This window comes from Cohnella sp. GCM10012308, from assembly GCF_042649185.1.
Classification (GTDB): domain Bacteria; phylum Bacillota; class Bacilli; order Paenibacillales; family Paenibacillaceae; genus Cohnella.
In genome coordinates this window covers 151,722-174,259 of sequence record NZ_JBHRYU010000002.1, presented here as the reverse complement: position 1 = coordinate 174,259, position 22,538 = coordinate 151,722, and the positions used below count along the sequence as shown (strand labels likewise).

Sequence of the window (22,538 nt, the reverse complement as noted above, 5' to 3'; positions counted from 1 at the left end):
GTCGTTTGTTTAGCTGCGATAGCCGGCAGCTGTCTCGGCAATCCGGACGAGATCCTCGATCGACGTTGCGCTGCGGTTGGACACGATCAAGTTGCGGGCGATGTCGATCGCAAGACGCTGCGCCCGTTCGCGCGCTGCTTGATCGGGAATCGTGGCGATATCGGCGACTTGCGCGAGCCCGTAGATGCGTCTTAGCGCCTTGGCGCCTGCGAAGCCGATCGTATCCTGCAAGAGGCGTTTCATATAATCGTCCTGATAGCCGGGGACGCTAAGCCGCTTGTCGGTTCCGTGCTCGTCCCACAGCGCGCGGAATTTGTCCTCGAACCGGGTCCACAGGTCCGTAATCGTCTTGGTCAGATAGGCTCTGCGGTCTCGTCGGCCGGCTTCGTCCGGACTCCAGTGCTCTTGCCCCGCAAAGTTCAACAGCAGGTTCGCGACCGTTGCGCCGATATCGAAGCCCATCGGGCCGTAATAGGCGAATTCGGGATCGATGACCTTGGTCGATGCCGGCGTGACGAAGATGCTGCCCGTGTGCAGGTCCCCATGAAGCAGCGCTTGCGCTTGGGTCAGGAACTTCTCGCGCAGCTTGGCAGCCTCGAGCAGCAGCTCTTCGTCGCCCCAGACGGCCTCGGCGGCGTCGCGAAGGTACGGCTCGATGTTGTTGGATTCCGCGTCGTAATAAGGGAAACTAAGGACGAAGTCTTCCGTAATCTTGCACAGATCGGGATTGATGAAACGGCCGAGCTGTACCTTCTTGTCCTGCTGGTTCATGCCGAGATCCGAGGTGAAGAACAGGGTGCGGGACAGGAACTCCGCGAGATGCTCGGCAAAATCGGGATAAACGCCGCCTTCGATCAAGCCTTTGCGCATAATAACATGATCGCTCAGGTCTTCCATGATCGTGAGCGCCATATCGGCGTCGGAGCGGAACACGACCGGCACGAGGCCGGGGGCGAGCTCGCCCTGCTTGATCAGCGCTTCGCCTTCGATTCGCGCGCGGTCGAGACTGAGCGGCCAAGAATCGCCGATAATTTTGACGTAAGGGAGCGCTTGCTTGACGATGATGCTGCGTCCGGTCGCCGGCTGCGTAATATGGAAGACGAGATTCAGGTTGCCGTCCCCGATCTCGCGGGAAACGAGCTCTTCTCCTGTTGGAAATACTTCGACGATCGAGCGGGCGATCTCGACGGCTTCCGCTTCGCTCAGCGGGTGATACTTGCTCATGACAGGGCACCTCCGATAATGTACGCGGCTTGTCCGCAGCGGGCGGACGATCTAAAAGACAGTATAGAACAATTCACCCTGCAAGGCGAATGTTGACGGGCTTGATCCGGTTACTATTATAAAGGAAAAATGCGACGGCGGAACAGCCGAATTCGCAGCCGGTTTGATGTTCGTCAACTTGGCATGTTAAGGTAAATCCGAAAGAAGATACCGGGAGGGATATGGATGAATGGTTCAAATCTCATCGTGCGTCTCGAAATGGATACGGACAGGGCCGTCTTCGGCGCGATCGCGACCGCGATCGGGGCCGCCGGAGGCGACATCGTCGCGATCGACGTCATTCGGCCGGGGCAGAAGAGCACTCGCGATCTGACGATCCGCAGCGATGCGGGCCAGGAGGCGATCGCTGCGGCGATCCGCTCCGTAGATGGCGTGCGGATCGTCAACATCTCCGACCAGACGCTGCTGATCCATCTCGGCGGCAAGCTCGAGGTAACGCCGCGCATCAAGATCCGTACGCGCGACGATCTTTCCCGTGTCTACACGCCTGGCGTGGCGAAGGTGTGCATGGCTATCCACGAAGACCCGGCTTCCGCGTTTTCCCTCACGATCAAGCGCAATACGGTTGCCGTCGTTAGCGACGGCAGCGCCGTGCTCGGCCTGGGCAACATCGGCCCGGCCGCGGCGATGCCGGTCATGGAGGGCAAGGCGATGCTGTTCAAGGAGCTTGCGGACGTCGACGCTTTCCCGATTTGCCTCGACACGCAGGATTCGGATGCGATCGTCGAGATCGTGCGCAGCCTCGCGCCGGGATTCGGGGGCATCAACCTCGAGGATATTTCGTCTCCCCGGTGCTTTGAGATCGAGCGCCGTTTGCAGGAGCTGCTCGATATCCCGGTATTTCACGACGATCAGCACGGCACGGCCGTCGTACTGATCGCCTCGCTTATGAATGCGGCCAAATGCGTCGGCAAGCGCATGGACTCTCTCCGCGTCGTCGTATGCGGAATCGGGGCGGCCGGCATGTCAATCGTCCGCATGCTGCATTCGGCCGGCGTGCCGTCGGTCGTCGCCGTCGACCGCGAGGGCATCCTGTCCGCCGATCGCGAGTATGCCAACCCGGCCTGGCAGTGGTGCGCGCAGCACACGAACCCCGAGCGCCGCACGGGCGGCTTGACCGAGGCCATCGCTGGGGCGGACGTCTTTATCGGCGTATCCGGCCCCGGCGTACTGAACGTCGACCAGGTCAAGTCGATGGCCGCCGATCCGATCGTGTTCGCGATGGCGAACCCCGAGCCCGAGATCCGTCCCGATTTGATCCAGGGCATCGCCGCCGTCATCGGTACCGGCCGCAGCGATTACCCGAACCAGATCAACAACGTGCTTTGCTTCCCCGGCATTTTCCGCGGCGCGCTCGATTGCCGCGCGTCGCGTATTACGGAAGGCATGAAGCTGGCCGCGGCCAAGGCGATTGCCGCCGTCGTCACGGACGAGCAGCTCAGCAGCGAATATATCGTGCCGAGCGTGTTCAACGCCGCCGTCGTCGAGAACGTAAGAAAAGCCGTGGTCGAAGCGGCTTATGCGGATAAGGTGGCCCGCCGTCAGGACAAGCGCAGCCTGAGCGACGACGACAAAGCCTCGCATGCGGAGAACGGCATTTGAAGCTGTTCATTCACCGCAAAGATTTGCGAACCTCGGATCTGCCGGCGCTGGACTACTTGGCCGCCGGCGGAGAGCCCGGCATCCATACGTTGTTCCTCGACCCGTTTCTTCTTCGCGGGGAGAGATACCTGGAGCACAGCGGCGCCGGTTTTCTTCGCTCGGCCGGCCGCCTTGAACGCGCCTATAAGGAGGCGGGGCGCAAGCTCAACGTGTTTTACGGGGAGCCCGCTTCCATGCTGGACCGCTTGCTTGACGCCCAGCCGGTTATCCGCGAGGTTGTCGTGCACGAAGACTATACCCCGTACGCGATCAAGCGCGACCGCGAGCTAAGGGAAGCTGCACATGCGCGTGGTGCTATTTTTACCGTACTTCCGGATCTGTCGCTCGCGCCGATGCGCGATTTTCACGATTGGACGGGCCGTCAGTCGCCGTACAAGGTGTTTACGCCTTTTTACCGGCAGTGGCGCGCCTTTCTCGCGCAGCGCTATACGTCCGTTTATGCGAGCGATGTGAGCGATCTGGACACGGTCGCCGCGGGGGAACTGCCTGGTTGCGAATTGCCGCCGTCGCTGAGGGACGCCATGGAAGCGCGGGACGGCCAAGCGTCCGAGCCGGAACGACGGCTGCGCGGCTTCCTGCGCGGCGCGCTTTCCAGCTATGCGGAAGCGAGAGACGCCTATGCGCAGGACGGCACGAGCCGGTTGTCGGCTTCGCTGAACCGCGGCGAGATCTCGGCAAGGCGCCTGCATGCGGCTGCCGGCGAGCTCGCCTCGATTCAGTCGGAGAGCTGGCTGCGCCAACTGGCCTGGCGCGATTTTTATCTCTATCAATCTCGTATGGACCCGGATTACTATCATTACGAGAAAAAATTCGATCTGTCCGGCCTGGACGACCGCCACTTCGCCGCCTGGCGCGACGCAAGGACGGGCATTCCGGTGATCGACGCGGCGATGACGCAGCTGAACGAGACCGGCTGGATGCCGAATCGGCTGCGCATGATCACGGCGATGTTTTTGACGAAAAATTTGCGCTGCCCGTTTATTTACGGCGAACGGTATTTCCGGCTGAAACTATCGGATTACGATAACGCGCTTAATAGAGGCGGCTGGCTATGGGCTTCATCGCTCGGCTTCGACGCCGCGCCTTACTTTCGCATCATGAATCCCGTCACCCAGTCCAAAAAGTTCGATCCGGCCGGCGACTATCTCCGAACTTGGCTGCCTCGAGCCTCGCTAAGCGCCGCCGTCTCCATACACGAGCCCGCGCCGGACGCCATCGTCGACCTCCGTCAATCCCGGCTTGAAGCGATCGCTGCGTACAAGACGATTATTCATAGCAACGCGCATGAACCAATAACGAAGGACGACTAACGAATGACGACCTATGACCGGCTGGATCGCTTGCTTTCCTTGGCTTCCTTGCCCCGCGTGCTATAATAAGGGAAGCAGAATTCGACAGGAGGCGTGACGCCAATGGACAATCCGATAGCGCTGAGAGAGTGGGCGGTGGCGGTCAAGGCACTGGAGGCGGGCAAGCAGATTATCGTGCTCCGCAAGGGCGGCATCGCGGAGGAGACGAAGGAGTTTCGGCTGGAAAGCCCTAAGTTTTTCCTTTTTCCTTCCTATGAGCATCAGCGCGAACATTTGGTCAAGCCCGGGGCAAGCCCGAGCGTGGCGGAGACGGTAGCCGCGTACGAGAAAGCGCCGAACACGGTCGTCGTCTCCTCCTACGCGGAGGTCGTCGAAGACATCGAAGTAACGGACAGCGAGACGCTGCGCAAGCTCGATCCGTTCCATTTGTGGACGGAGAACTACGCGGAGGAACGGCTGAAGTGGAAAAAAACGAAGCCGCTGCACGTTTTGCTGCTTCGCGTATTCGTGCTGGATCAGCCGGTCGCGATCCCGAACGACGAGCGGTACGGCGGCTGCAAATCCTGGATTGACCTGGGGGAGCCTCTTTCCGCGCTTAAGGCGCGTCCTGCGCTAGAGGACGAAGCGTTCGACAATAGGGTGCAATCGGTCCGTCAGGCGATCTCCGGCGGCCTCTAAAACGCGGGTCGGCCTCGCTCGAGGCTCGACCCGGTTTGCAATTTTCATGACATTTTCATAAAATGGTGGTTGAGAATCACTGAGAATCACTTTAGAATAGTTATAAATAAGAAATGGATCTTAAGTGGCGACCGCAGGTTGCTGAAAAAGGGGTCAACCCCACTTGGCGTCCGTATAACCTGGAGGGAAAACAATGTCCAATCTGTTCGAAATCAAGGGCTTGAAGTCGGAAATCGAAGGCAAGGAAATTTTGAAAGGCTTCGATCTGACAATCAAGGCTGGCGAAGTGCACGCGATCATGGGCCCGAACGGCACCGGCAAGAGCACGCTCGCTTCCTCGATCATGGGCCATCCTAAATATGAAGTAACCGATGGACAAGTTCTGCTGAACGGCGAAGACGTGCTGGAAATGGGCGTGGACGAGCGCGCGCTGGCAGGCCTCTTCCTGGCGATGCAGTATCCGAGCGAGATCACGGGCGTTACCAACGCCGACTTCCTGCGCAGCGCGATCAACGCTCGCCGCGGCGAAGGCAACGAGATCTCCCTGATCAAGTTCGTCCGCCAGATGGAAGCGAAGATGAAGGAGCTCGAGATGAACCCCGAGTTCATGCACCGCTACCTGAACGAAGGCTTCTCCGGCGGCGAGAAGAAGCGCAACGAGATTTTGCAAATGATGCTGCTCGAGCCGAAGCTGGTCATCCTTGACGAGATCGACTCCGGTCTCGACATCGACGCGCTTAAGATCGTCGCCGCCGGCGTTAACGCCATGCGTTCGGAAGAGCGCAGCTTCCTGATCATCACGCACTATCAGCGCTTGCTGAACTATATCAAGCCCGACTTCGTGCATGTCATGATGCAGGGCCGCATCGTCAAGTCCGGCGGTCCGGAGCTGGCGGAGCGTCTCGAAGCCGAAGGCTACGAATGGGTCAAAGAAGAACTGGGCATCGTCGACGAGACGGTCGGCCAAGCCTAAGAGGAAAAGGGAGGTTATACAACCATGAGTACGCCTACCGCCTCTTTTGGCCGCGAAGCCGCAGCCGGCATCGCCCGTAGCAAAAACGAACCCGCATGGCTCGTCGCCTGGCGCGAGAACGCCGGCGAGCTGGCGTCCAAGCTCGAATTGCCTAAGCCTGAAAAAACGCCGATCCAGCGCTGGACGCTGGACGCATACGGCACGGACCGTCCCGGCGCCGCGGTCGAATCGGCCGCGCAGCTGCCCGAAGCGCTCGCGAAGCTGCTGCCGGCAGAAGCAGGCAGCGCGCTGATCGTACAGCACAATTCCTCCGTGGTCTTCACGAATCTGCCAGAAGACCTGAAGGCCAAAGGCGTCGTGCTGACGAGCCTCGAAGAAGCCGCGCGCAGCCACGAGGAGCTGCTGCGTCAACATCTGATGACGGCATACACGTCGGATGAGCACAAGCTTGCGGCGCTGCATGCGGCGCTGTGGAACGGCGGCGTTTTCCTGTACGTGCCGCGCGGCGTCGAGATCGAAGAGCCGATTCAGGCGCTGTTGTTCGCGGACGACGCCGAAGCGACCTTCGTGCCGCACGTGCTTGTCATCGCCGAAGCGAACAGCCGCGTCACGGTTGTCGAGAACGCCGCGACGGCGATCGGCGAAGCCGCTGCAGGCTTCGTACTGAACGGCGCCGTCGAGGTGTTCGCCAAGGCAGGCAGCCAGGTCCGCTACGCGGCCGTGCATAGCCTCGAGACAAGCGCGATCGACGTATCTTACCGCCGCGCGGTTCTGGATCAGGACGCGCGCATCGAGTGGATCGTCGGCGAGCTGCAGGACGGCAACATCCTGTCCGACACCAAGTCGATCCTCAAGGGCAACGGCTCCACGTCCGACGCCAAGATCATTACGGTCGGCACCGGCAAGCAGCGCATGAGCCTGACGACGGGCGCGGTGCACTTCGGCCTCTCCACGGAGAGCGACATGATCACGCGCGCCGTCATGAAGGAAGAGGGCACCGCCGTTATCAACGGCGTAACCAAGATCGAGAAGGGCGCGACCCGTGCCAACGGCCAGCAGACCGAGAAGGTGCTCATGCTGAGCCCCAAGGCGCGCGGCGACGCGAACCCGATCCTGCTGATCGACGAAGACGACGTCAAAGCCGGCCACGCGGCGAGCGTAGGCCAGGTCAATGCGGAGCAAGTGCATTATCTGATGTCGCGGGGCATCTCGAAGACGGAAGCGGAGCGCCTGATCATCTACGGATTCCTGGATCCGGTCGTATCCGAGATTCCGCTCGAGAGCGTTCGCGAGCAGATGCAGCGCATTTTAGAGAGGAAGTTGGGTTAAATGGACGCTCGCGCATTAAGAAGCGAATTCCCTATCCTGGATCAGGAGATTAACGGTCATCCGCTCGTCTATCTGGACAACGCCGCGACCTCGCAGAAGCCGCGCAGCGTCATCGACGCCGTGAAGCATTACTACGAGTTTGAAAATGCCAACGTCCACCGCGGCGTGCATACGCTCGGCTCGCGCGCGACGGACGCCTACGAAGGCGCCCGCGAGAAGGTGGCCCGGTTCCTGAACGCCGCTTCTGCGCGCGAGATCATTTTTAACCGCGGCACGACGACCGGTCTCAACATGGTGGCGGGCGGCTATGCCCGCCAGCAGCTGCGCGAGGGCGACGAGATCGTCATCACGCAGTCCGAGCACCATAGCAACCTGATACCCTGGCAGCAAGCCGCCAAGGCGACGGGCGCGACGCTGAAGTTCATTCCGCTCCAGGAGGACGGCAGCCTGAAGCTCTCGGACGTCGAGACGACGGTTACCGAGCGCACCAGGATCGTGTCGATCGCCTACGTGTCCAACGTAATGGGGACGGTCCATCCGGTCAAGGAGATCGCCGCCATCGCTCACAAGAACGGCGCGATCATGGTCGTGGACGGCGCCCAGAGCTCTCCCCATATGAAAGTCGACGTACGCGACCTGGACGTAGATTTCTATGCGTTCTCCGGCCACAAAATGTGCGGTCCGACTGGGATCGGCGCCTTGTACGGCAAGACGGCGCTGCTCGAGAAGATGGAGCCGATCGAATTCGGCGGCGAGATGATCGACTTCGTCGAGCTGTACGACTCGTCCTGGAAGGAGCTGCCCTGGAAGTTCGAGGGCGGCACGCCGATCATCGCCGGCGCGGTCGGCCTCGGCGCCGCGATCGACTTCCTGGAGTCGATCGGGCTGGACGAGATCGACCGTCACGGCAGGGAGCTGTCCCGCTACGCATACGGCCGCCTGTCGGAGATCGACGGCATCGCGATCTATGGGCCGAGCGGCAACCGTTCGGGACTCGTTACGTTTAATCTTGGCGACGTTCATCCGCACGACGTTGCCACAGTGCTCGACACCGAGGGCATCGCCATCCGTGCGGGACACCATTGCTGCCAGCCGCTCATGCGATGGCTCAAGGTTAGCGCGACGGCGAGAGCCAGCTTTTACCTTTACAACACCGAAGAAGACGTCGACCGGCTGGTGGACGCGCTGGTCAAGACAAAGGAGTTTTTCCAGTTATGAGCCAGTTGGACGATTTATACCGCCGCGTCATTATGGATCACTATAAAAACCCGCGTAACCGCGGGACGATGGACGACGAATCCGTCACCGTCAACCTGAATAACCCGACCTGCGGCGACCGTATCTCGCTGCAGCTGCACATCGAAGACGGCGTCGTCCAGAACGCCCGATTCACCGGCGAGGGCTGCTCGATCAGCATGTCCTCGGCGTCGATGATGACGGACGCGGTCAAGGGCAAGTCTACGGAGGAAGCGTTGGCGCTCGCCGGCAAATTTTCCTCCCTGATGAAGGGCGAGCAGGTCGAGTTCGACGAGTACGAGGACATCGACGCGCTGTCTGGCGTCGGCAAGTTCCCGGCGCGCATCAAGTGCGCCACGCTCGCCTGGAATGCGCTGCGCAAGGGCGTCGAGCATGACGGTCAAGGCAAGGTCGAAGAAAACGTCGAGCAATAAGCTTGCGTCAGCAAATACAGCACGATCACTATGAAGGAGGGACAATCGTCATGGCAAAGCAAATGCCCGAAATGGAAGAGTATCAATACGGTTTCCGCGACGAGCACAAGGCCGTATTCCAATCCGGCAAAGGCCTGACCCCCGAGATCGTCCGCACGATCTCGGAAATGAAGGGCGAGCCGGAGTGGATGCTGAAATTCCGGCTGAAGTCGCTGGAGCAGTTCTACAAAATGGCAATGCCGACTTGGGGCGGCGACATGGACGGACTGGATTTCGAAGATATTCAGTACTACGTCAAGCCGTCGGAAAGGCAAGGTAAGACTTGGGAGGAAGTGCCGGAGGAAATCAAGGCGACGTTCGACAAGCTGGGTATCCCCGAAGCCGAGCAGAAGTTCCTGGCCGGCGTCTCGGCCCAATATGAGTCCGAGGTCGTTTACCACTCGATGCAGGCGGATCTTGAAGCCCAGGGCGTCATTTTCACCGACACGGACACGGCCCTGCGCGAGCATCCGGAGCTTTTAAAAGAATACTTCGCCACCGTCGTGCCAGCAGCGGACAACAAGTTCGCCGCGCTTAACAGCGCCGTATGGTCCGGCGGCAGCTTCATCTACGTGCCGAAGGGCGTAAAGTGCGAGATCCCGCTGCAAGCCTACTTCCGCATCAACTCGGAAAACATGGGCCAGTTCGAGCGCACGCTCATCATCGCTGACGAAGGCAGCTTCGTTCACTACGTGGAAGGCTGCACGGCGCCCGTATACAGCACCAACTCGCTGCATAGCGCCGTCGTCGAGATTATCGTCAAGAAGGACGCGCGCGTCCGTTATACGACGATCCAGAACTGGGCGCCGAATATCTACAACCTCGTCACCAAGCGCGCCGTCGCCGAAGAGAACGCGACGATGGAGTGGGTCGACGGCAACATCGGCTCCAAGCTGACGATGAAGTATCCGGCCGTCATCCTGAAGGGCCGCGGCGCGCGCGGCATGGTACTTTCCATCGCCGTCGCCGGCAAGGCCCAGCATCAGGACGCCGGCGCGAAGATGATCCACCTGGCGCCGGACACGACGTCCACGATCGTCTCCAAGTCGATCTCCAAGCACGGCGGCAAAGTCACGTACCGCGGACTTGCATCCTTCGGCCGCAACGCCGAAGGCGCCAAGGCGAACATCAAGTGCGATACGCTGATCCTCGACAACCAGTCGACGAGCGACACGATCCCGTACAACGAGATCTTTAACGACAACGTTACGCTCGAGCACGAGGCGACCGTCTCCAAGGTATCCGAAGACCAGCTCTTCTATCTGATGAGCCGCGGCCTGTCCGAAGCCGAAGCGACGCAGATGATCGTCATGGGCTTCATCGAGCCGTTCACCAAGGAGCTGCCGATGGAATATGCGGTCGAGATGAACCGACTCATCAAGTTCGAAATGGAAGGCAGTATCGGCTAATCGCTGCATTCCGTCTCGGTATCGGGATCGGCCCGAGTCAATAAAGTTTAAGCCAGGAATCCGTAGAGCCCTCTACGGATTCTTTTTTTATCAAAGAAGTTCGCCGTACTTTCCTTTTTGGATCGGGAGGACAGCGCATTTTGGACAGGTAAGCGAGCTTTCGGCGCGTCGGGGCTTTTCACGTGTTTTGCCGGGCGAAAACCTGCATTTATACATGGGTTTTTTGCCGGCTTTCGACACTCGATGAAATACGTGCAAATGTGCAGGTGAATTCAAAGCACAAGCCGAAGATCGGGTTGATGAAGGGAAATAAATGCATATTGATGTATATTTGAAGGCATTAAGGCGAATGGACGATGCGGGCGACAATAAGCGAACGACGATCTAAGAACGACTATCCGCGGGACCATTTGACAGGCTGTCTCATGAGCTATACATAGGCATTCCGCGCAAGTCCAGTTTCAGATATCAGACAAACCAAAAAGAACCGTCAGGGTGAGCTTCGTGATTTACCCGGACGGTTTTCTTCATGCAGCAAGCATTTTGCAATCATGGTGATACAGCCCGGAATTCATAAGCGCCGCGATGGACGTGGCAAAGCCCGAATATCATGCATAAGCCGAGGGAGGTGTTCATTTGGACAGGCAGACGTTTTTCGGCTTTCTTGGGCCGCAAGCGCATCAGGCGCGATTGGAGGGCTCGCCGCTTTTCCCAAGCGTTAGACTCGCTCAGAACTTGCTGGAGACGGGCGGCAAGATCGACGAGCACTATAATCTCGGCGGTATCAAGGCCGGCGGCGGAACGCCCAACCAGTGGTGGCACGGGGAGACGTACACGACGCCGACTTGGGAATTCGTGAACGGCAAGCGCGTGCAGGTCATGGAGACATGGCGTTCGTATGACAGCGTGTTTGCCTTTTACAAGGACCAGGATCTATTGCTTGGCAATGCCCGGTATGCCCGCGTTCGCGCCGCCAAGACGGCTTCGGAGCAAGCGGAGGCGCTCCAGCTCAGCGGGTATGCGACGGATCCGGCTTATAGCAACAAGATTACTCAGCTGATCAAAAAGTATGATCTGACGAAATATGACGACTTCGACGGGGAGGAGGACGTACCGATGACGAAGGAGGAGCGGGAACTGATCGAGCTGCTTCAGACACGGGCTAATGAGCAGATGGCGCAGATCAAAGCGCTCTCCGACCGGCTCAACTCGGTGGAAAACCGGCAGATCATCGCCGAGCCCCCCGTATGGGCGGCGGCCGCCGTGCAGGCCGCGGTCGACGCGAAGCTGATCGACACGCCGCGGGGGGGCAGCTACGACTTTTACCGGCTGCTCACCGTATTGCATCGTAAAAACATCATTTAAAACAATATTACCGGCCGTCTCAGGCTCGTTATCCGTAAGACCGGTGCGATACGGCATAAATCCGTCGGCGTTTAACCATCCTAACGACAGAAAATCCAAAAGGATGCTTCGGGGGGATGGTTAAGCATGCGTAATCGTATGTTCGCAAGGGCGACCTGCGCGGGGCTCGCCGCGGCTGTACTGCTGGTTGGCGCCGGATGCACGGACAATCCGGGCGATACGGCCGATCTGAGCCAGCGATATGCGCCGGTAAAGGTGAAGTCGACGGAGCAAACGAAAGCCGCCGAGAAGGCCGAGAGCAGCGTCATCAAGCTTCACAGCATTCACCGTACGGGGTATGTGTCGCTTGCGGACGTGGCGAAGGCGGCGGGGTATACCGGAAAGTGGCTGGAAGACGGCAGCTACGGCGTTGGTGACCATGATCCAAGATGGAAATTTCGGACGGGTGACAGCCAAGTACGGGCCGACGGCAAAGTAAGCAGGCTGCCGGCGCCGGCAGTGAAGGAAAATAACGACCTGTACGTTCCGGCATCAGGTCTATCCGCATTGTTCGGGAACGAGCTTGCCATGCGGACGAATAAAGATACGATTTCCTTGCTCCCCAGAGCCTTCGGTCATGACGCGGGACACGGAGGGACGCCTTTCGCCGACGCGGTTCCTGGCGGATCGAGCGGCGGAAAGCTGCGGGTCGCCTCCGCTTCTAGCGATGCTGCCGACATCATTGCGCACGGGCAAAAATTTCTGGGGGTCAAATATGACTTCGGCGCCGGGGATTATGAAAAGACAGGGCTGTTCGACTGTTCGTCGTTCGTTCAGTACCTGTTCGCCGACAAAGGCATTCAGCTGCCGCGTACGGCCAGAGAACAAGCCCAGCGCGGAACATCGGTATCGAGAAACGAGCTGCAGCCCGGAGATCTGATGTTTTATTACGTCCCCGGCCGCTTCAAGACGGACAATACGGTCGGTCACGTAGGCATCTACATGGGCGGCGGCAAAATGCTGCATTCAAGCCCGAAGCCTGAAGACGGGGTTCAGATTACGGATATCGATAAAGCGTATTGGCAAGATACGTTCCTGTACGCCAAGCGGCTGCTCTAGGGACATTCTGGCAGGCGCATGAAAAAGCCCCGGTCCATAGGGACCGGGGCTATCCTTATTCATGTCGAGATCCGATCGATCTCCAGGCCGTGCTCGACTGCCAGGTCGATAAACGCGTCTTCGACGTGGATGAGCGGCCGGAACGGATCCGTAGGATGGGTCATGATGATCGTTCCCCAGCGTCCGTCGGACAACTGCGCGCGTTTGCCTATGAAATTGGGGATCATCTTGTTGATGAAAGTCAGCGTCATCTCCGCGTCCAGTTCGTTGAAGCTCAGCCGGTATAACTCCTTGAGCACGCAGAGCAAATCCCGCTTCTCCTGATAGACGCGGTCCGAGCTCATGGCGCTGTATATGTCCGCGATCGCGATAACTCTGGACATCGGCTCAATCGCCTTGTCATGCAGCCGCTCGGGGTATCCCGTGCCGTCGCGTCTCTCGTGATGCTGGAGCGCGGCGACGGCGATGCCTTCGTCCGAACAGGAATCCGTCAGAATCTGGTAGCTGTACGCCGAATGCTTTTTGATCTCCTCAAACTCGGCGTCGGTCAGGCGACCGCTTTTCTTCAAGATCTCCTCCGGAATTCGGCATTTGCCGATATCGTGAAGAAAGCCCGCCATGCCGGCACGGATCTGGTCCTCTTCGCTCCAATCCAGCCATTTGGCCATGTAGAACGAGAGCATGCCGACCTGTACGGAGTGCTGGTACGTATACTCGTCCTGCGTGTGCATGCTCAGCATGAGCGATACGACGTCCCGTTCCTCCTGAAAATGCTGGACAAGCGGCTGGAAGCTCTCCTTGGCGTCTTCCTCGGAGATTTTTCCCTCCGCCATCGCTTGCTTGAACAGCAGCTCGCAGCCTGCGACGGCATCCTCGAACTTGTAGTGAAGCTCGGGCGGGAACAGGTCGGCGGCGGTCTCCGACGCTTCGAACGAAGGGGAGACGCGCTGTTCGATGTCCACGTAATCGATCCGGTGCTGGTAAAGCCGGGACAAGTCGGACTCGTTCAAGATCGCGCCGCTGGACAGAACGTGCAGGCCGTACGCGTTAAAGATATCTTGCGAGATTTGATCGCCAGCTTGCAAATCGGTAATATGAATTCGCATCGCGCACCTCGCCGTATGGTCTTCTGCGGCATCAACGTCGGATAACCGCTTTCAAACCATATGTTACCAAGTATACAGAACGCTTGCAATCGATTTTTGTCGAAAGGGAGTAGGACTATTCGCCGATTAACTCGGAATAGAGTCGTCTGGCTCGAATCGGGTCGTCCGTGCCGGACACGAGCGCGCGGCCGTCGGGGAAGAGCGCGAAAGCGATGCCGTCTTCCCGACGGAGCCTAAGCAGGCAGTCGCTCAGCTCGATGCGCCCGAGCGGGGCCCATCTGGAAGCGAGCAGCGGCAGATCTAGCGACGCATCCGGGGCTGCGGGCGATACCTGGACCGTCCGACGGCCGCAGAGCGTGGCGGTCAGCGGCTCGGCAACGTCGCCGTCGAGCCATTCGAACTTGCGCTCGCCGCCGCATACGGGGCAGTCGGGCCTTCGGGCGTCCGCGATCCCGAGCTGCTGCCAGCCGGTATGCCAGAGGTCCGTCTGGAGCAGCGCGCCATGCAGCGCTTCCTCGCGTCCGGCGAGCAGCTTGATCGCTTCCATCGACTGGACGGAGGCAATGAGGTCAATGATCGGCCCCAGCACGCCGGCCGTCTCGCAAGTATCGAGCGCGCCGCCGCGCGGCGGCTGAGGGAACAGGCAGCGCAGGCAAGGGCCTCCCGTGCCCGGGCGGACCGTCATCGTCATGCCGGAGGAGCCGACGGCAGCGCCGTAGATCCAAGGCTTGCCGTGCTTCACGCTCCACTCGTTGAGCAGGTACCGGACGCCGAAGCTGTCCGTGCCGTCGACGACCAGATCGGCGTCCGAGAGCAGCGTCTCGACATTGCCCGCGTTCAGATCGACCGCGTAAGGCTTGTACGCAACGCTGCCGTTGATCGCGGACAGCCTTCGCGCGGCTGCGACTGCCTTGGGCGTCCCGAGGGACGCGTCCGACTCGTCGTAGAGCAGCTGCCGCTGCAGGTTGGTCGGCTCGACGACGTCGCGGTCGATCAGGATGAGGCGGCCGATGCCGGCGCGGGCCAGATGGTTGGCCGAGACGCAGCCGAGCGCGCCGACGCCGACGATCGCGGCGGTCTTGGCGGACAGTCGCGACTGCCCTTCGGCGCCGAACGGGGCGAAGCGGATCTGACGCGCATAGCGGTCCGCGCTTCGAGCGCCGCCATCCTCCGCGACTTCGGTGAACGAACCGGTCACGGCCGTTCGCCTGCCGGAGGCGCCAGCGGGTCCCAGGGGCCGGTCTGATGTCCCTTCCACTCGGAGCCGTCCTCGTATACCTCGCGCTTCCAGATCGGGACCGTCTGCTTGAGCCGCTCGATCGCATACCGGCTTGCCTCGTACGCGGCTGCGCGGTGAGGCGAGGAGACGGCGATGAGCACGCTGGTCTCGCCGATTCCGACCCGCCCGATACGGTGATGGATCGCGCACAGCGTGTCCGGCCAGCGCTCGCCGATCTCGTCGCCGATCTTCCGCAGCGCCGCGAGCGCCATCGGCTCGTACGCTTCGTAATCAAGCGTGACAGTGCGCTGTTCGCCCGTTAGCCCCCGCGTCGTTCCCGCGAACAGGAGCGCAGCGCCGTGATCGGGGTGGTGAACGAGCGAGAGGACGTCCGAAGCCGATAGCGCCGCCGTCGATATTGCATATGGCGCGGCGGGGACGGAAGCGGCCCGGGCCCCTTCGTCCAGCCCTGAACCGCCGGACACGGGCGGCAGCAGCGCGAGCTCGTCGCCGTATCCGATCTCCGCTTCATCCGGCGAGAACGACTGATTGCGGGCAACGAACGACACCGCGATCAGGTCGGCTTGCTCGGGATGAGCGGCTGCAAGACGTCGCTTAAGCTCGCCCGCAGTTAGCCGATTCTCCGCAAATTCCGTCTCGAGCAGACGCCTGCCGAGACGCTCCGCAAGTCCGGCGAATAAATATATTTTCCAACTGTATGTCGTCATGAATTAGCCCTGCCTTCCATACGATTCACCAGGGAGATGCCTTGTCCAAGCATACCATAATGACTCCGAAAATGTTATGCTATACCCATGTTAGCTAGTGTTACAGGAAGACGATTCAGGCTTTCTGAAGGAGGGCTTCGCCATGACGGAACTTAAGGATCGATACGACCGCAAACATACGTACCTGCGCATCTCCGTCACGGACCGCTGCAACCTGCGCTGCCTGTATTGCATGCCCGAGGAGGGCATGACGTTCATGGACCGGGATAGTCTCCTGACCTACGATCAGATCGCCGAGGTGGTACAGACCGCCGCGGGATTCGGAATATCCAAGCTTCGGATTACGGGGGGCGAGCCGCTCGTCCGGCCGGGCATCGCAGGGCTGATCGCGACGCTGAAGTCGATTCGGGGCATCGAGGAGATCTCGCTTACGACGAACGGGCTGCTGCTAGGGCCGCAGGCTGCCGCGCTTAAGCTCGCGGGACTCGACCGCGTCAATATTAGCCTGGATACGCTGGACAGCGCACGCTTTCGCTTTATCGCGCGCAGGGGCAGGCTGGACAAAGTGCTGGAAGGCATCGAGGCCGCGGCGGAGGCGGGGCTCGGGCCGATCAAGCTCAACTGCGTGCTGCTCAAGGGCGTCAACGAGGACGAGATCGGACGGTTCCTGCGCCTCAGTGCCGAGAAGCCGCTGCACGTCCGTTTTATTGAATATATGCCGATCGGGCACGACGACGCCGGCTGGCGCGATCACTATCTGCCGCTCTCGCGCGTCGCCGAGGAGGCCGATCGTCTCGGACTTGCGTACGAGCCGCTGCCGGAAGGGCCTGCGGGGAACGGTCCGTCCGAGAACTACCGGATCCTGGGCGGGGAGGGATCGTTTGGCCTCATCCATCCGGTCAGCAATCATTTCTGCGCCAATTGCAACCGGCTCCGCTTGACGGCTGAAGGCGATCTTAAGCCTTGCCTGTACTGGGTGGACGAGCTGAGCGTCCGGCCGGCGCTCGGTTCTGCACAGGCGATGCGCGAGCTCTTCATGAAGGCGATGCGCATCAAGCCGGAGAACCACGAGATGGCGGCCTTGCTGGCGGGAGACGCCCAGTCGCATGTGCCCACGGGGCGCAGAATGTCTCAAATCGGCGGGTAGGGGGCGAATATTCGGTGCAAAGCGGCAAGCTGATTCTGCTTCATACCAACGATATCCACAGTCACTTCGAGGAGGCCGCCAGGGCGGCCGATTATATAAAGGAAGTTCGCAGATCCGTGCCTGCGGAACGGCTGCTGCTTATCGATTGCGGCGACCATCTGGACCGCGTGCGGATCGAAACGGAGGGCACCGACGCCGCCGTGAACCGGGAGCTGCTGGCGCGATTCGGCTATGACGCGGTGACGTTCGGGAACAACGAAGGACTGACCTATACGCCCGAGCAATTGAACCGGCTGTACGAGGACGCCCCGTTTCCCGTCGTCTGCGCGAATCTGAAGCTCGCCGCGACCGGACGCCCTCCGGCATGGATGCGCCGGACGCTGACGCTTAAGAGGGCCGGACTGACGGTCGGCCTGTTCGGGCTTACGGTGCAGTTCCAGGATTTTTACGAGCTCCTCGGCTGGGAAGTGTCCGATCCGCTGGAGGAAGCGGCGGCTTGCGTGGCCGAGCTGCGGGCTGTCTGCGATGTCGTGGTGGCGATCTCGCATCTGGGACTCCGCCAGGATGAACGGATGGCGGCCGCGGTGCCGGGCATCGACGTGATCCTCGGCGCCCATACGCACCATCTGCTGGAGGTGCCGCTGCGGATCGAGGGCACGGCCGTCTGCGCAGCCGGCAAGTTCGGCCGCTATGTCGGCACGGTCGAGATCGGGCGCGCCGCCCATGGTCAAGGGCTCGCCATCGAGGGGCGAACCGTCCCGACGGAAGGACGAAAAGAAGATCCCGAGACGGCGGAGATCGTGGCCACGGCGCTTCAGAAGGCCAAGCTGGCAATGGCTGCTTCCGTCGCGCAGCTGGCCGTGCCGCTCGCCGGAGAAGCCGACTCGGAGAGCCCGCTCGGGACGTTGCTAGCGGGGGCGCTGCGCCGCAAGACCGGCGCCGAGATCGGACTGACCAACGCAGGGCAGATTTTGGACGGACTCCAGGCCGGTCAGGTGACCCGCGAGCGGATCCATGCCGTATGTCCGTCGCCGATCAATCCGTGCCTGATCGAATTGACCGGAGAGCAGCTGAAGCAGGCATTCGAGGAGAGCTTGCTGCCGGAGTTTATCGGTTTGGAGTTTCACGGCTTCGGCTTCCGTGGCAAGGTGCTGGGCCGCTTGTGCACGGACGGCGCCGAGGTGGTCTTCGATCCTGCCGCGCCGCCTTACGAACGGGTCCGCAGCGTCCAGATCAACGGGGAACCCTTGGACGAGATGCGGGTCTATACGGTCGGTACGCTCGACATGTTCACGTTTGGCATCGGTTATGTCGGCTTGAAGCAGGGACGCGTCGTGCGTTATTGTCTGCCGGAGTTCATCCGCGACCTGCTCGCCGAGGCGCTGAGCGACGAGCGGGCCGTAGCCGATTGTGTCCGGCGCCGCTGGACGGAGAGCGCGGCTGCCGCGGCATTGTAACCAACATCGCGCCGTCGCCGCTTGAGGCAAACGTCCGCCGGTTTGTCATCGTTGACGAGCATGCGGACGTATTTTTGTGGGTTCGTAAGGATTTTTGGCGAATAGTGTCGACTTTTAGGAAGGAATATCTTGTCAATGGGCGTCAAATCTCTTACATTATCTTAAGAGGATTCCGATGATATAGCCAGAGCCTTTGTCTGCGGAAGAGCACCACCAAGGGGGGAGTTAAAGAAATATGCGCTTGATGCCAGTTACAGCTTGCCTCCCCGGAATGAGGCTTGGTAAAAAGATTTTCTCCGAAGATGGCATCGTGCTGCTGGCTGAAGGAGTCGAGTTGACCCAGGGACTTTTGAATCGCCTGAGCAGTATGGGTATTCATTACATCTATATTTCGGACCCGAAGACCGAAGGCATCGAGATTCCCGAGCTCATCAGCGAGGAGACGCAGAGGCGGGCGCTGAAGACCGTCAAAAACGTGTTCCGCGAGATGGCAGACAGCTCCCGGCGAGGGATCTATCCCTACGTCGGCAAAGCCGTGCGCGAGACGATGGCGACGATCCTGGACGATCTGTACAGCAACCGCGATGCCATGATCATGCTGCTGAATCTGCAGAGCGTGGACCACTATCTGTATCTTCATTCGCTCAACGTCTGCGTATACACGTCGCTGCTCGGCATCGCCCGCGGCTACAGCAGGGACGAGCTGATGACGCTCGGACTCGGCTCGCTGCTGCACGACGTGGGCAAGTCGCGGATTCCGCTGGACGTGCTGCTTAAGCCGGGGGCTCTGTCCAAGCAGGAGTTCGAGGAGATGAAGCGCCACACCGAGCGCGGCTTCCAGCTGCTCAAGGACGAGCCCAACCTGCCGCTGATCGTCGCGCATTGCGCCTTCCAGCACCACGAACGTCTGGACGGATCGGGGTATCCGCGCGGCATCGGCGGCAGCGAGATCCACGAATACGCCAAGTGGATCGGCATCGTCGACTCATACGACGCGATGACGAGCCACCGGATTTACCGCAACGCCATGCTGCCTCATCAGGCGGTCGAGCTCTTGTACGCGGGCAGCGACTCGCTTTACGATACGGATATGCTGCGCCTTTTTCGGGACAAGGTCGCCATCTACCCGGTCGGCATGACCGTGGAGCTGTCGAGCGGACAGAGCGGCGTTATCGTGGACGTGAACACGCTGACGCTGCATCGTCCGATCGTGCGGATCCTGACGAACGAGGGCGGCGAGGAGCTGAAGTCTCCGTTCGATATGGACTTGTCCAAGCATCTGTCGGTCATGATCTCCCGCGTCGTGACCAACGGTCCGGCTTTAAGCGAAGCATAGCACGCATTTGGAGCCCTTGGAGCGGCATGTCTCCGAGGGCTTTCGTTTGCGTTATCCGGCGCTTACCCGGTACAATAGCATTACATTAGACAAGACAGGGAGTATGACCGATGATTGGCTCCGCCCAAGCCGGGACGGGCGCTCCTTTCGCGCCGCCGGCCGATCTCACGCCGCTGTCGCCTGCGTACGATCCGTGGGATCCGATCCGTTCGCTGCAGGCGTACGGCAAGCACGCGCTCACGAGCGTTGAATTTACCGTTACTCATTTATGCAATATGCGATGCGAGCATTGCGCCGTCGGCGACAGCCTGACGATGACCGAAGCCGAGGCGCTGCCGATCGACCTGATGCTCCGGAGGCTGGACGAGGTCGAGCATCTGGAGACGATCAGCCTTACCGGCGGAGAGCCGACGTTCAGCATGAACACCGTCAACCATATCTTGATCCCGCTGCTCAAGTATGCGCGGTCGCGCGGCATCCGCACGCAGCTCAATTCGAACGTGACGCTGGATTACGGCCGGTACGAGCTGATCGCGCCTCACCTGGACGTCATGCATATTTCCTTCAATTACACGGAGGCGGAGGACTTCCACCGCATCGGCTTCGCGCGTACAGGACGGGAGGTCGGCCTCGGCGCCGCCGGACGCATGTACGATCGCATGATGGAAAACGCCAGGAGGCTGGCCGCCGGCGGTCTGTTCGTCTCTGCGGAGTCGATGATCAACTACCGGACGCATGACAAGATGAAGGAGATCCACCGCCTCGTCGGCGAGATGGGCTGCAGCAGGCACGAGGTGCATCCGATGTATCCGAGCTCCTTTGCCTCCGGGCTGCCCGTCATCACGAAGCGGCAGATGCGCGAAGCCGTAGAGGATCTGCTCGACGTCCGGCAGCGCGACATGTGGATGCTGTTCGGCACGCTGCCGTTTTACGCTTGCGGCGACGACCCGCTCGAGCGCCGCTTGCTGAGCAGGCTGGCCGCCGAGCCGAACGTGACCGTCCGCAACGATCCGGACGGACGCAACCGCGTCAACGTCAACCTGTTCAGCGGGGACGTCTACGTGACCGACTTCGCGGCCGTTCCGCCGTTCGGCAACGTCAAGAACGAGCGCCTCGACGACGTATTCGACCGCTGGCAGGCGCACCCGATGCAGCGCGGCCTCAACTGCCATTGTCCCGCCGCGGGCTGCTGCGGTCCGAATCTGCTGGTAACCGACATGTATTACAAGGATGTCGACTTTACCCGCCGCAGCGCGATCGTCTAGACGAGCCGCGCAAATGCAGGCGACGAGCGCGAAGTACCCGCAGTTACCGCGCCGTACGAAAGGAAGCTGAAGCTGCTTGAACACGGAATTGTTATGGGGCTCGATCGCCTGGCACGCCGTACTCGTTCTTTTTCTCGTGCTGCTGAACGGATTTTTCGTAGCCGCCGAATTCGCGCTCGTCAAAGTGCGCCAATCGCGGCTCACGCAGCTGACGAACGAGGGCAATGTCAGGGCGAAGTACGCGCTCAAGGTCAACCGCAAGCTGGACGTCTATCTGTCGGCTACGCAGCTCGGCATCACGCTCGCTTCGCTCGGTCTCGGCTGGACGGGCGAGCCGGCCATCGCCGATCTGATCGTCATCCCGCTGCTTCATCAATACGGCGTGACCAACGAGACGACGATCCATACGATCTCTTATATCATCGCGTTCAGCGCGATTACTTTCCTTCATATCGTCCTGGGGGAGCTCGCGCCCAAGTCGCTCGCGATCCAGAAGTCGGAGGGCGTATCGCTGTGGCTGTCGCTCCCGCTACTGCTCTTTTACCGGCTGTTCCTGCCGGTCATCTGGCTGCTTAACAACGCGGCTAACCTTCTGCTGCGTTTGATCGGCGTCAAGCCGGCCAGCGAGCACGATGCCGCGCATACCGAAGAAGAGATCCGCATCCTCATGAACGAGAGCGCCAAGAGCGGCATCATCGACAAGGAAGAGATGACGCTGTTCGACAATGTGTTCGAGTTTTCCGAAAGAGTGGCCCGCGAGGTCATGCTGCCCCGCACCGACATGGATTGCATGTTCGCCAACCTGCCGTTCGACGAGAACATGAAGCTCGCGTACCGGGTCAAGCACACCCGGTATCCGGTCGGCGTCGAGGACAAGGACCAGATCATCGGCTTCGTGCACATCACGGACGTGCTCACGGCCGATCCGGACGAGGAGCAGGACCTGCGCGCCTACCTGCGTCCGATCTTAAGCGTGCCGGAGTCGATGGAGATCAGCCGCGTGCTCAAGCTGATGCAGCGCCACAAGTCGCAGCTCGCGATCGTTATCGACGAGTACGGCGGCACGGCCGGCATGCTGACGGCCGAGATGATCCTCGAGGAGATCGTCGGGGAGATGCAGGACGAATTCGACGACGAGCCGCCGACCGTCGAGGTGCAAGGCGACGTCTATTCGGTCGACGGCCGCATGCTGATCGAGGAGGTCGACGACTTGCTTGGCGTCGAGATCGAGGAAGAAGAAGTCGATTCGATCGGCGGCTGGCTGTTCAAGAGTCTCGACGGCAACGTCTCGGAGGGGCGCAAGATCGTCGAGCAGGGCTACGTATTCGAGATCGCCGAAGTGGAACGTCTAAGAGTCCAGCGCGTACATATCTATCGGTATAAGCAATCGGACGCGGACGACCGGTCGGACCCGACTCCCGGTCTGTAAGCTGACGAATATCGGATTCGCCGATAGGACGTAA

The 22,538-nt window shown here is 60.5% G+C and carries 19 protein-coding genes; 15 read left to right on the top strand and 4 right to left on the bottom strand.

Annotated elements, in window-relative coordinates; all coding sequences use genetic code 11:
- Positions 1–9 precede the first annotated feature (9 nt).
- Complete coding sequence (gene mtnK / locus ACFOTD_RS04050; RefSeq protein WP_378115979.1) at positions 10–1,224, bottom strand: S-methyl-5-thioribose kinase; 1,215 nt, start codon at positions 1,222–1,224, stop codon at positions 10–12.
- 225 nt (positions 1,225–1,449) lie between these two features.
- On the opposite strand from mtnK, the gene ACFOTD_RS04045 reads away from it, so the two are divergent.
- From ACFOTD_RS04045 to ACFOTD_RS04000, 10 genes are all read left to right on the top strand, one after another.
- Positions 1,450–2,886 carry an NAD-dependent malic enzyme gene (locus tag ACFOTD_RS04045; RefSeq protein ID WP_378115977.1) on the top strand — a complete coding sequence of 479 codons (1,437 nt, stop codon included), beginning with the start codon at positions 1,450–1,452 and terminating at the stop codon, positions 2,884–2,886.
- On the top strand, positions 2,883–4,256 hold the full coding sequence (locus ACFOTD_RS04040; protein WP_378115975.1) for a cryptochrome/photolyase family protein: 1,374 nt from the start codon (positions 2,883–2,885) through the stop codon (positions 4,254–4,256). Before ACFOTD_RS04045 ends, ACFOTD_RS04040 begins: the two co-directional genes overlap by 4 nt.
- Positions 4,257–4,358: 102 nt before the next feature.
- Complete coding sequence (locus tag ACFOTD_RS04035) at positions 4,359–4,934, top strand: DUF1802 family protein (protein ID WP_378115973.1); 576 nt, start codon at positions 4,359–4,361, stop codon at positions 4,932–4,934.
- Positions 4,935–5,127: 193 nt separating this feature from the next.
- Positions 5,128–5,907 carry a Fe-S cluster assembly ATPase SufC gene (gene sufC / locus ACFOTD_RS04030; protein ID WP_378115971.1) on the top strand — a complete coding sequence of 260 codons (780 nt, stop codon included), beginning with the start codon at positions 5,128–5,130 and terminating at the stop codon, positions 5,905–5,907.
- 24 nt (positions 5,908–5,931) lie between these two features.
- On the top strand, positions 5,932–7,236 hold the full coding sequence (gene sufD, locus ACFOTD_RS04025; RefSeq protein WP_378115969.1) for a Fe-S cluster assembly protein SufD: 1,305 nt from the start codon (positions 5,932–5,934) through the stop codon (positions 7,234–7,236).
- On the top strand, positions 7,237–8,454 hold the full coding sequence (locus ACFOTD_RS04020; protein WP_378115967.1) for a cysteine desulfurase: 1,218 nt from the start codon (positions 7,237–7,239) through the stop codon (positions 8,452–8,454).
- Positions 8,451–8,906: a Fe-S cluster assembly sulfur transfer protein SufU gene (gene sufU, locus ACFOTD_RS04015; protein ID WP_271752773.1), complete on the top strand. Its 456-nt coding sequence runs from the start codon at positions 8,451–8,453 to the stop codon at positions 8,904–8,906. Before ACFOTD_RS04020 ends, sufU begins: the two co-directional genes overlap by 4 nt.
- A gap of 50 nt (positions 8,907–8,956) precedes the next feature.
- Positions 8,957–10,354 (top strand): Fe-S cluster assembly protein SufB, encoded by a 1,398-nt coding sequence (gene sufB, locus ACFOTD_RS04010; protein ID WP_378115965.1) that lies wholly within the window; start codon positions 8,957–8,959, stop codon positions 10,352–10,354.
- A 636-nt stretch (positions 10,355–10,990) separates the two neighbouring features.
- Positions 10,991–11,719: a glycoside hydrolase family 73 protein gene (locus tag ACFOTD_RS04005; protein WP_378115963.1), complete on the top strand. Its 729-nt coding sequence runs from the start codon at positions 10,991–10,993 to the stop codon at positions 11,717–11,719.
- 126 nt (positions 11,720–11,845) lie between these two features.
- Positions 11,846–12,817 (top strand): C40 family peptidase, encoded by a 972-nt coding sequence (locus ACFOTD_RS04000; protein WP_378115961.1) that lies wholly within the window; start codon positions 11,846–11,848, stop codon positions 12,815–12,817.
- 59 nt (positions 12,818–12,876) lie between these two features.
- On the opposite strand, the gene ACFOTD_RS03995 is transcribed toward ACFOTD_RS04000, so the two are convergent.
- From ACFOTD_RS03995 to ACFOTD_RS03985, 3 genes are all read right to left on the bottom strand, one after another.
- Positions 12,877–13,923: an HD-GYP domain-containing protein gene (locus ACFOTD_RS03995; RefSeq protein WP_378115960.1), complete on the bottom strand. Its 1,047-nt coding sequence runs from the start codon at positions 13,921–13,923 to the stop codon at positions 12,877–12,879.
- A 115-nt stretch (positions 13,924–14,038) separates the two neighbouring features.
- A complete protein-coding gene (locus ACFOTD_RS03990) occupies positions 14,039–15,121 on the bottom strand; it encodes a ThiF family adenylyltransferase (RefSeq protein WP_378116485.1) in 1,083 nt (360 codons plus the stop codon).
- Positions 15,118–15,870: a molybdenum cofactor biosynthesis protein gene (locus tag ACFOTD_RS03985; protein WP_378115958.1), complete on the bottom strand. Its 753-nt coding sequence runs from the start codon at positions 15,868–15,870 to the stop codon at positions 15,118–15,120. The genes ACFOTD_RS03990 and ACFOTD_RS03985 overlap by 4 nt, the downstream gene beginning before the upstream one ends.
- 142 nt (positions 15,871–16,012) lie before the next feature.
- On the opposite strand from ACFOTD_RS03985, the gene moaA reads away from it, so the two are divergent.
- The 5 genes from moaA (at position 16,013) to ACFOTD_RS03960 (ending at position 22,504) form a co-directional block, all read left to right on the top strand.
- Complete coding sequence (moaA, locus tag ACFOTD_RS03980; protein ID WP_378115956.1) at positions 16,013–17,017, top strand: GTP 3',8-cyclase MoaA; 1,005 nt, start codon at positions 16,013–16,015, stop codon at positions 17,015–17,017.
- A 14-nt stretch (positions 17,018–17,031) separates the two neighbouring features.
- Positions 17,032–18,474, top strand: a complete 1,443-nt coding sequence (locus ACFOTD_RS03975; RefSeq protein WP_378115954.1) for a bifunctional metallophosphatase/5'-nucleotidase — start codon at positions 17,032–17,034, stop codon at positions 18,472–18,474.
- A gap of 271 nt (positions 18,475–18,745) precedes the next feature.
- On the top strand, positions 18,746–19,810 hold the full coding sequence (locus tag ACFOTD_RS03970; RefSeq protein ID WP_378115952.1) for an HD-GYP domain-containing protein: 1,065 nt from the start codon (positions 18,746–18,748) through the stop codon (positions 19,808–19,810).
- A 110-nt stretch (positions 19,811–19,920) separates the two neighbouring features.
- Positions 19,921–21,075: a radical SAM/CxCxxxxC motif protein YfkAB gene (gene yfkAB, locus ACFOTD_RS03965; protein ID WP_378115950.1), complete on the top strand. Its 1,155-nt coding sequence runs from the start codon at positions 19,921–19,923 to the stop codon at positions 21,073–21,075.
- A 76-nt stretch (positions 21,076–21,151) separates the two neighbouring features.
- A complete protein-coding gene (locus ACFOTD_RS03960; RefSeq protein ID WP_378115948.1) occupies positions 21,152–22,504 on the top strand; it encodes a hemolysin family protein in 1,353 nt (450 codons plus the stop codon).
- Positions 22,505–22,538: the final 34 nt, after the last annotated feature.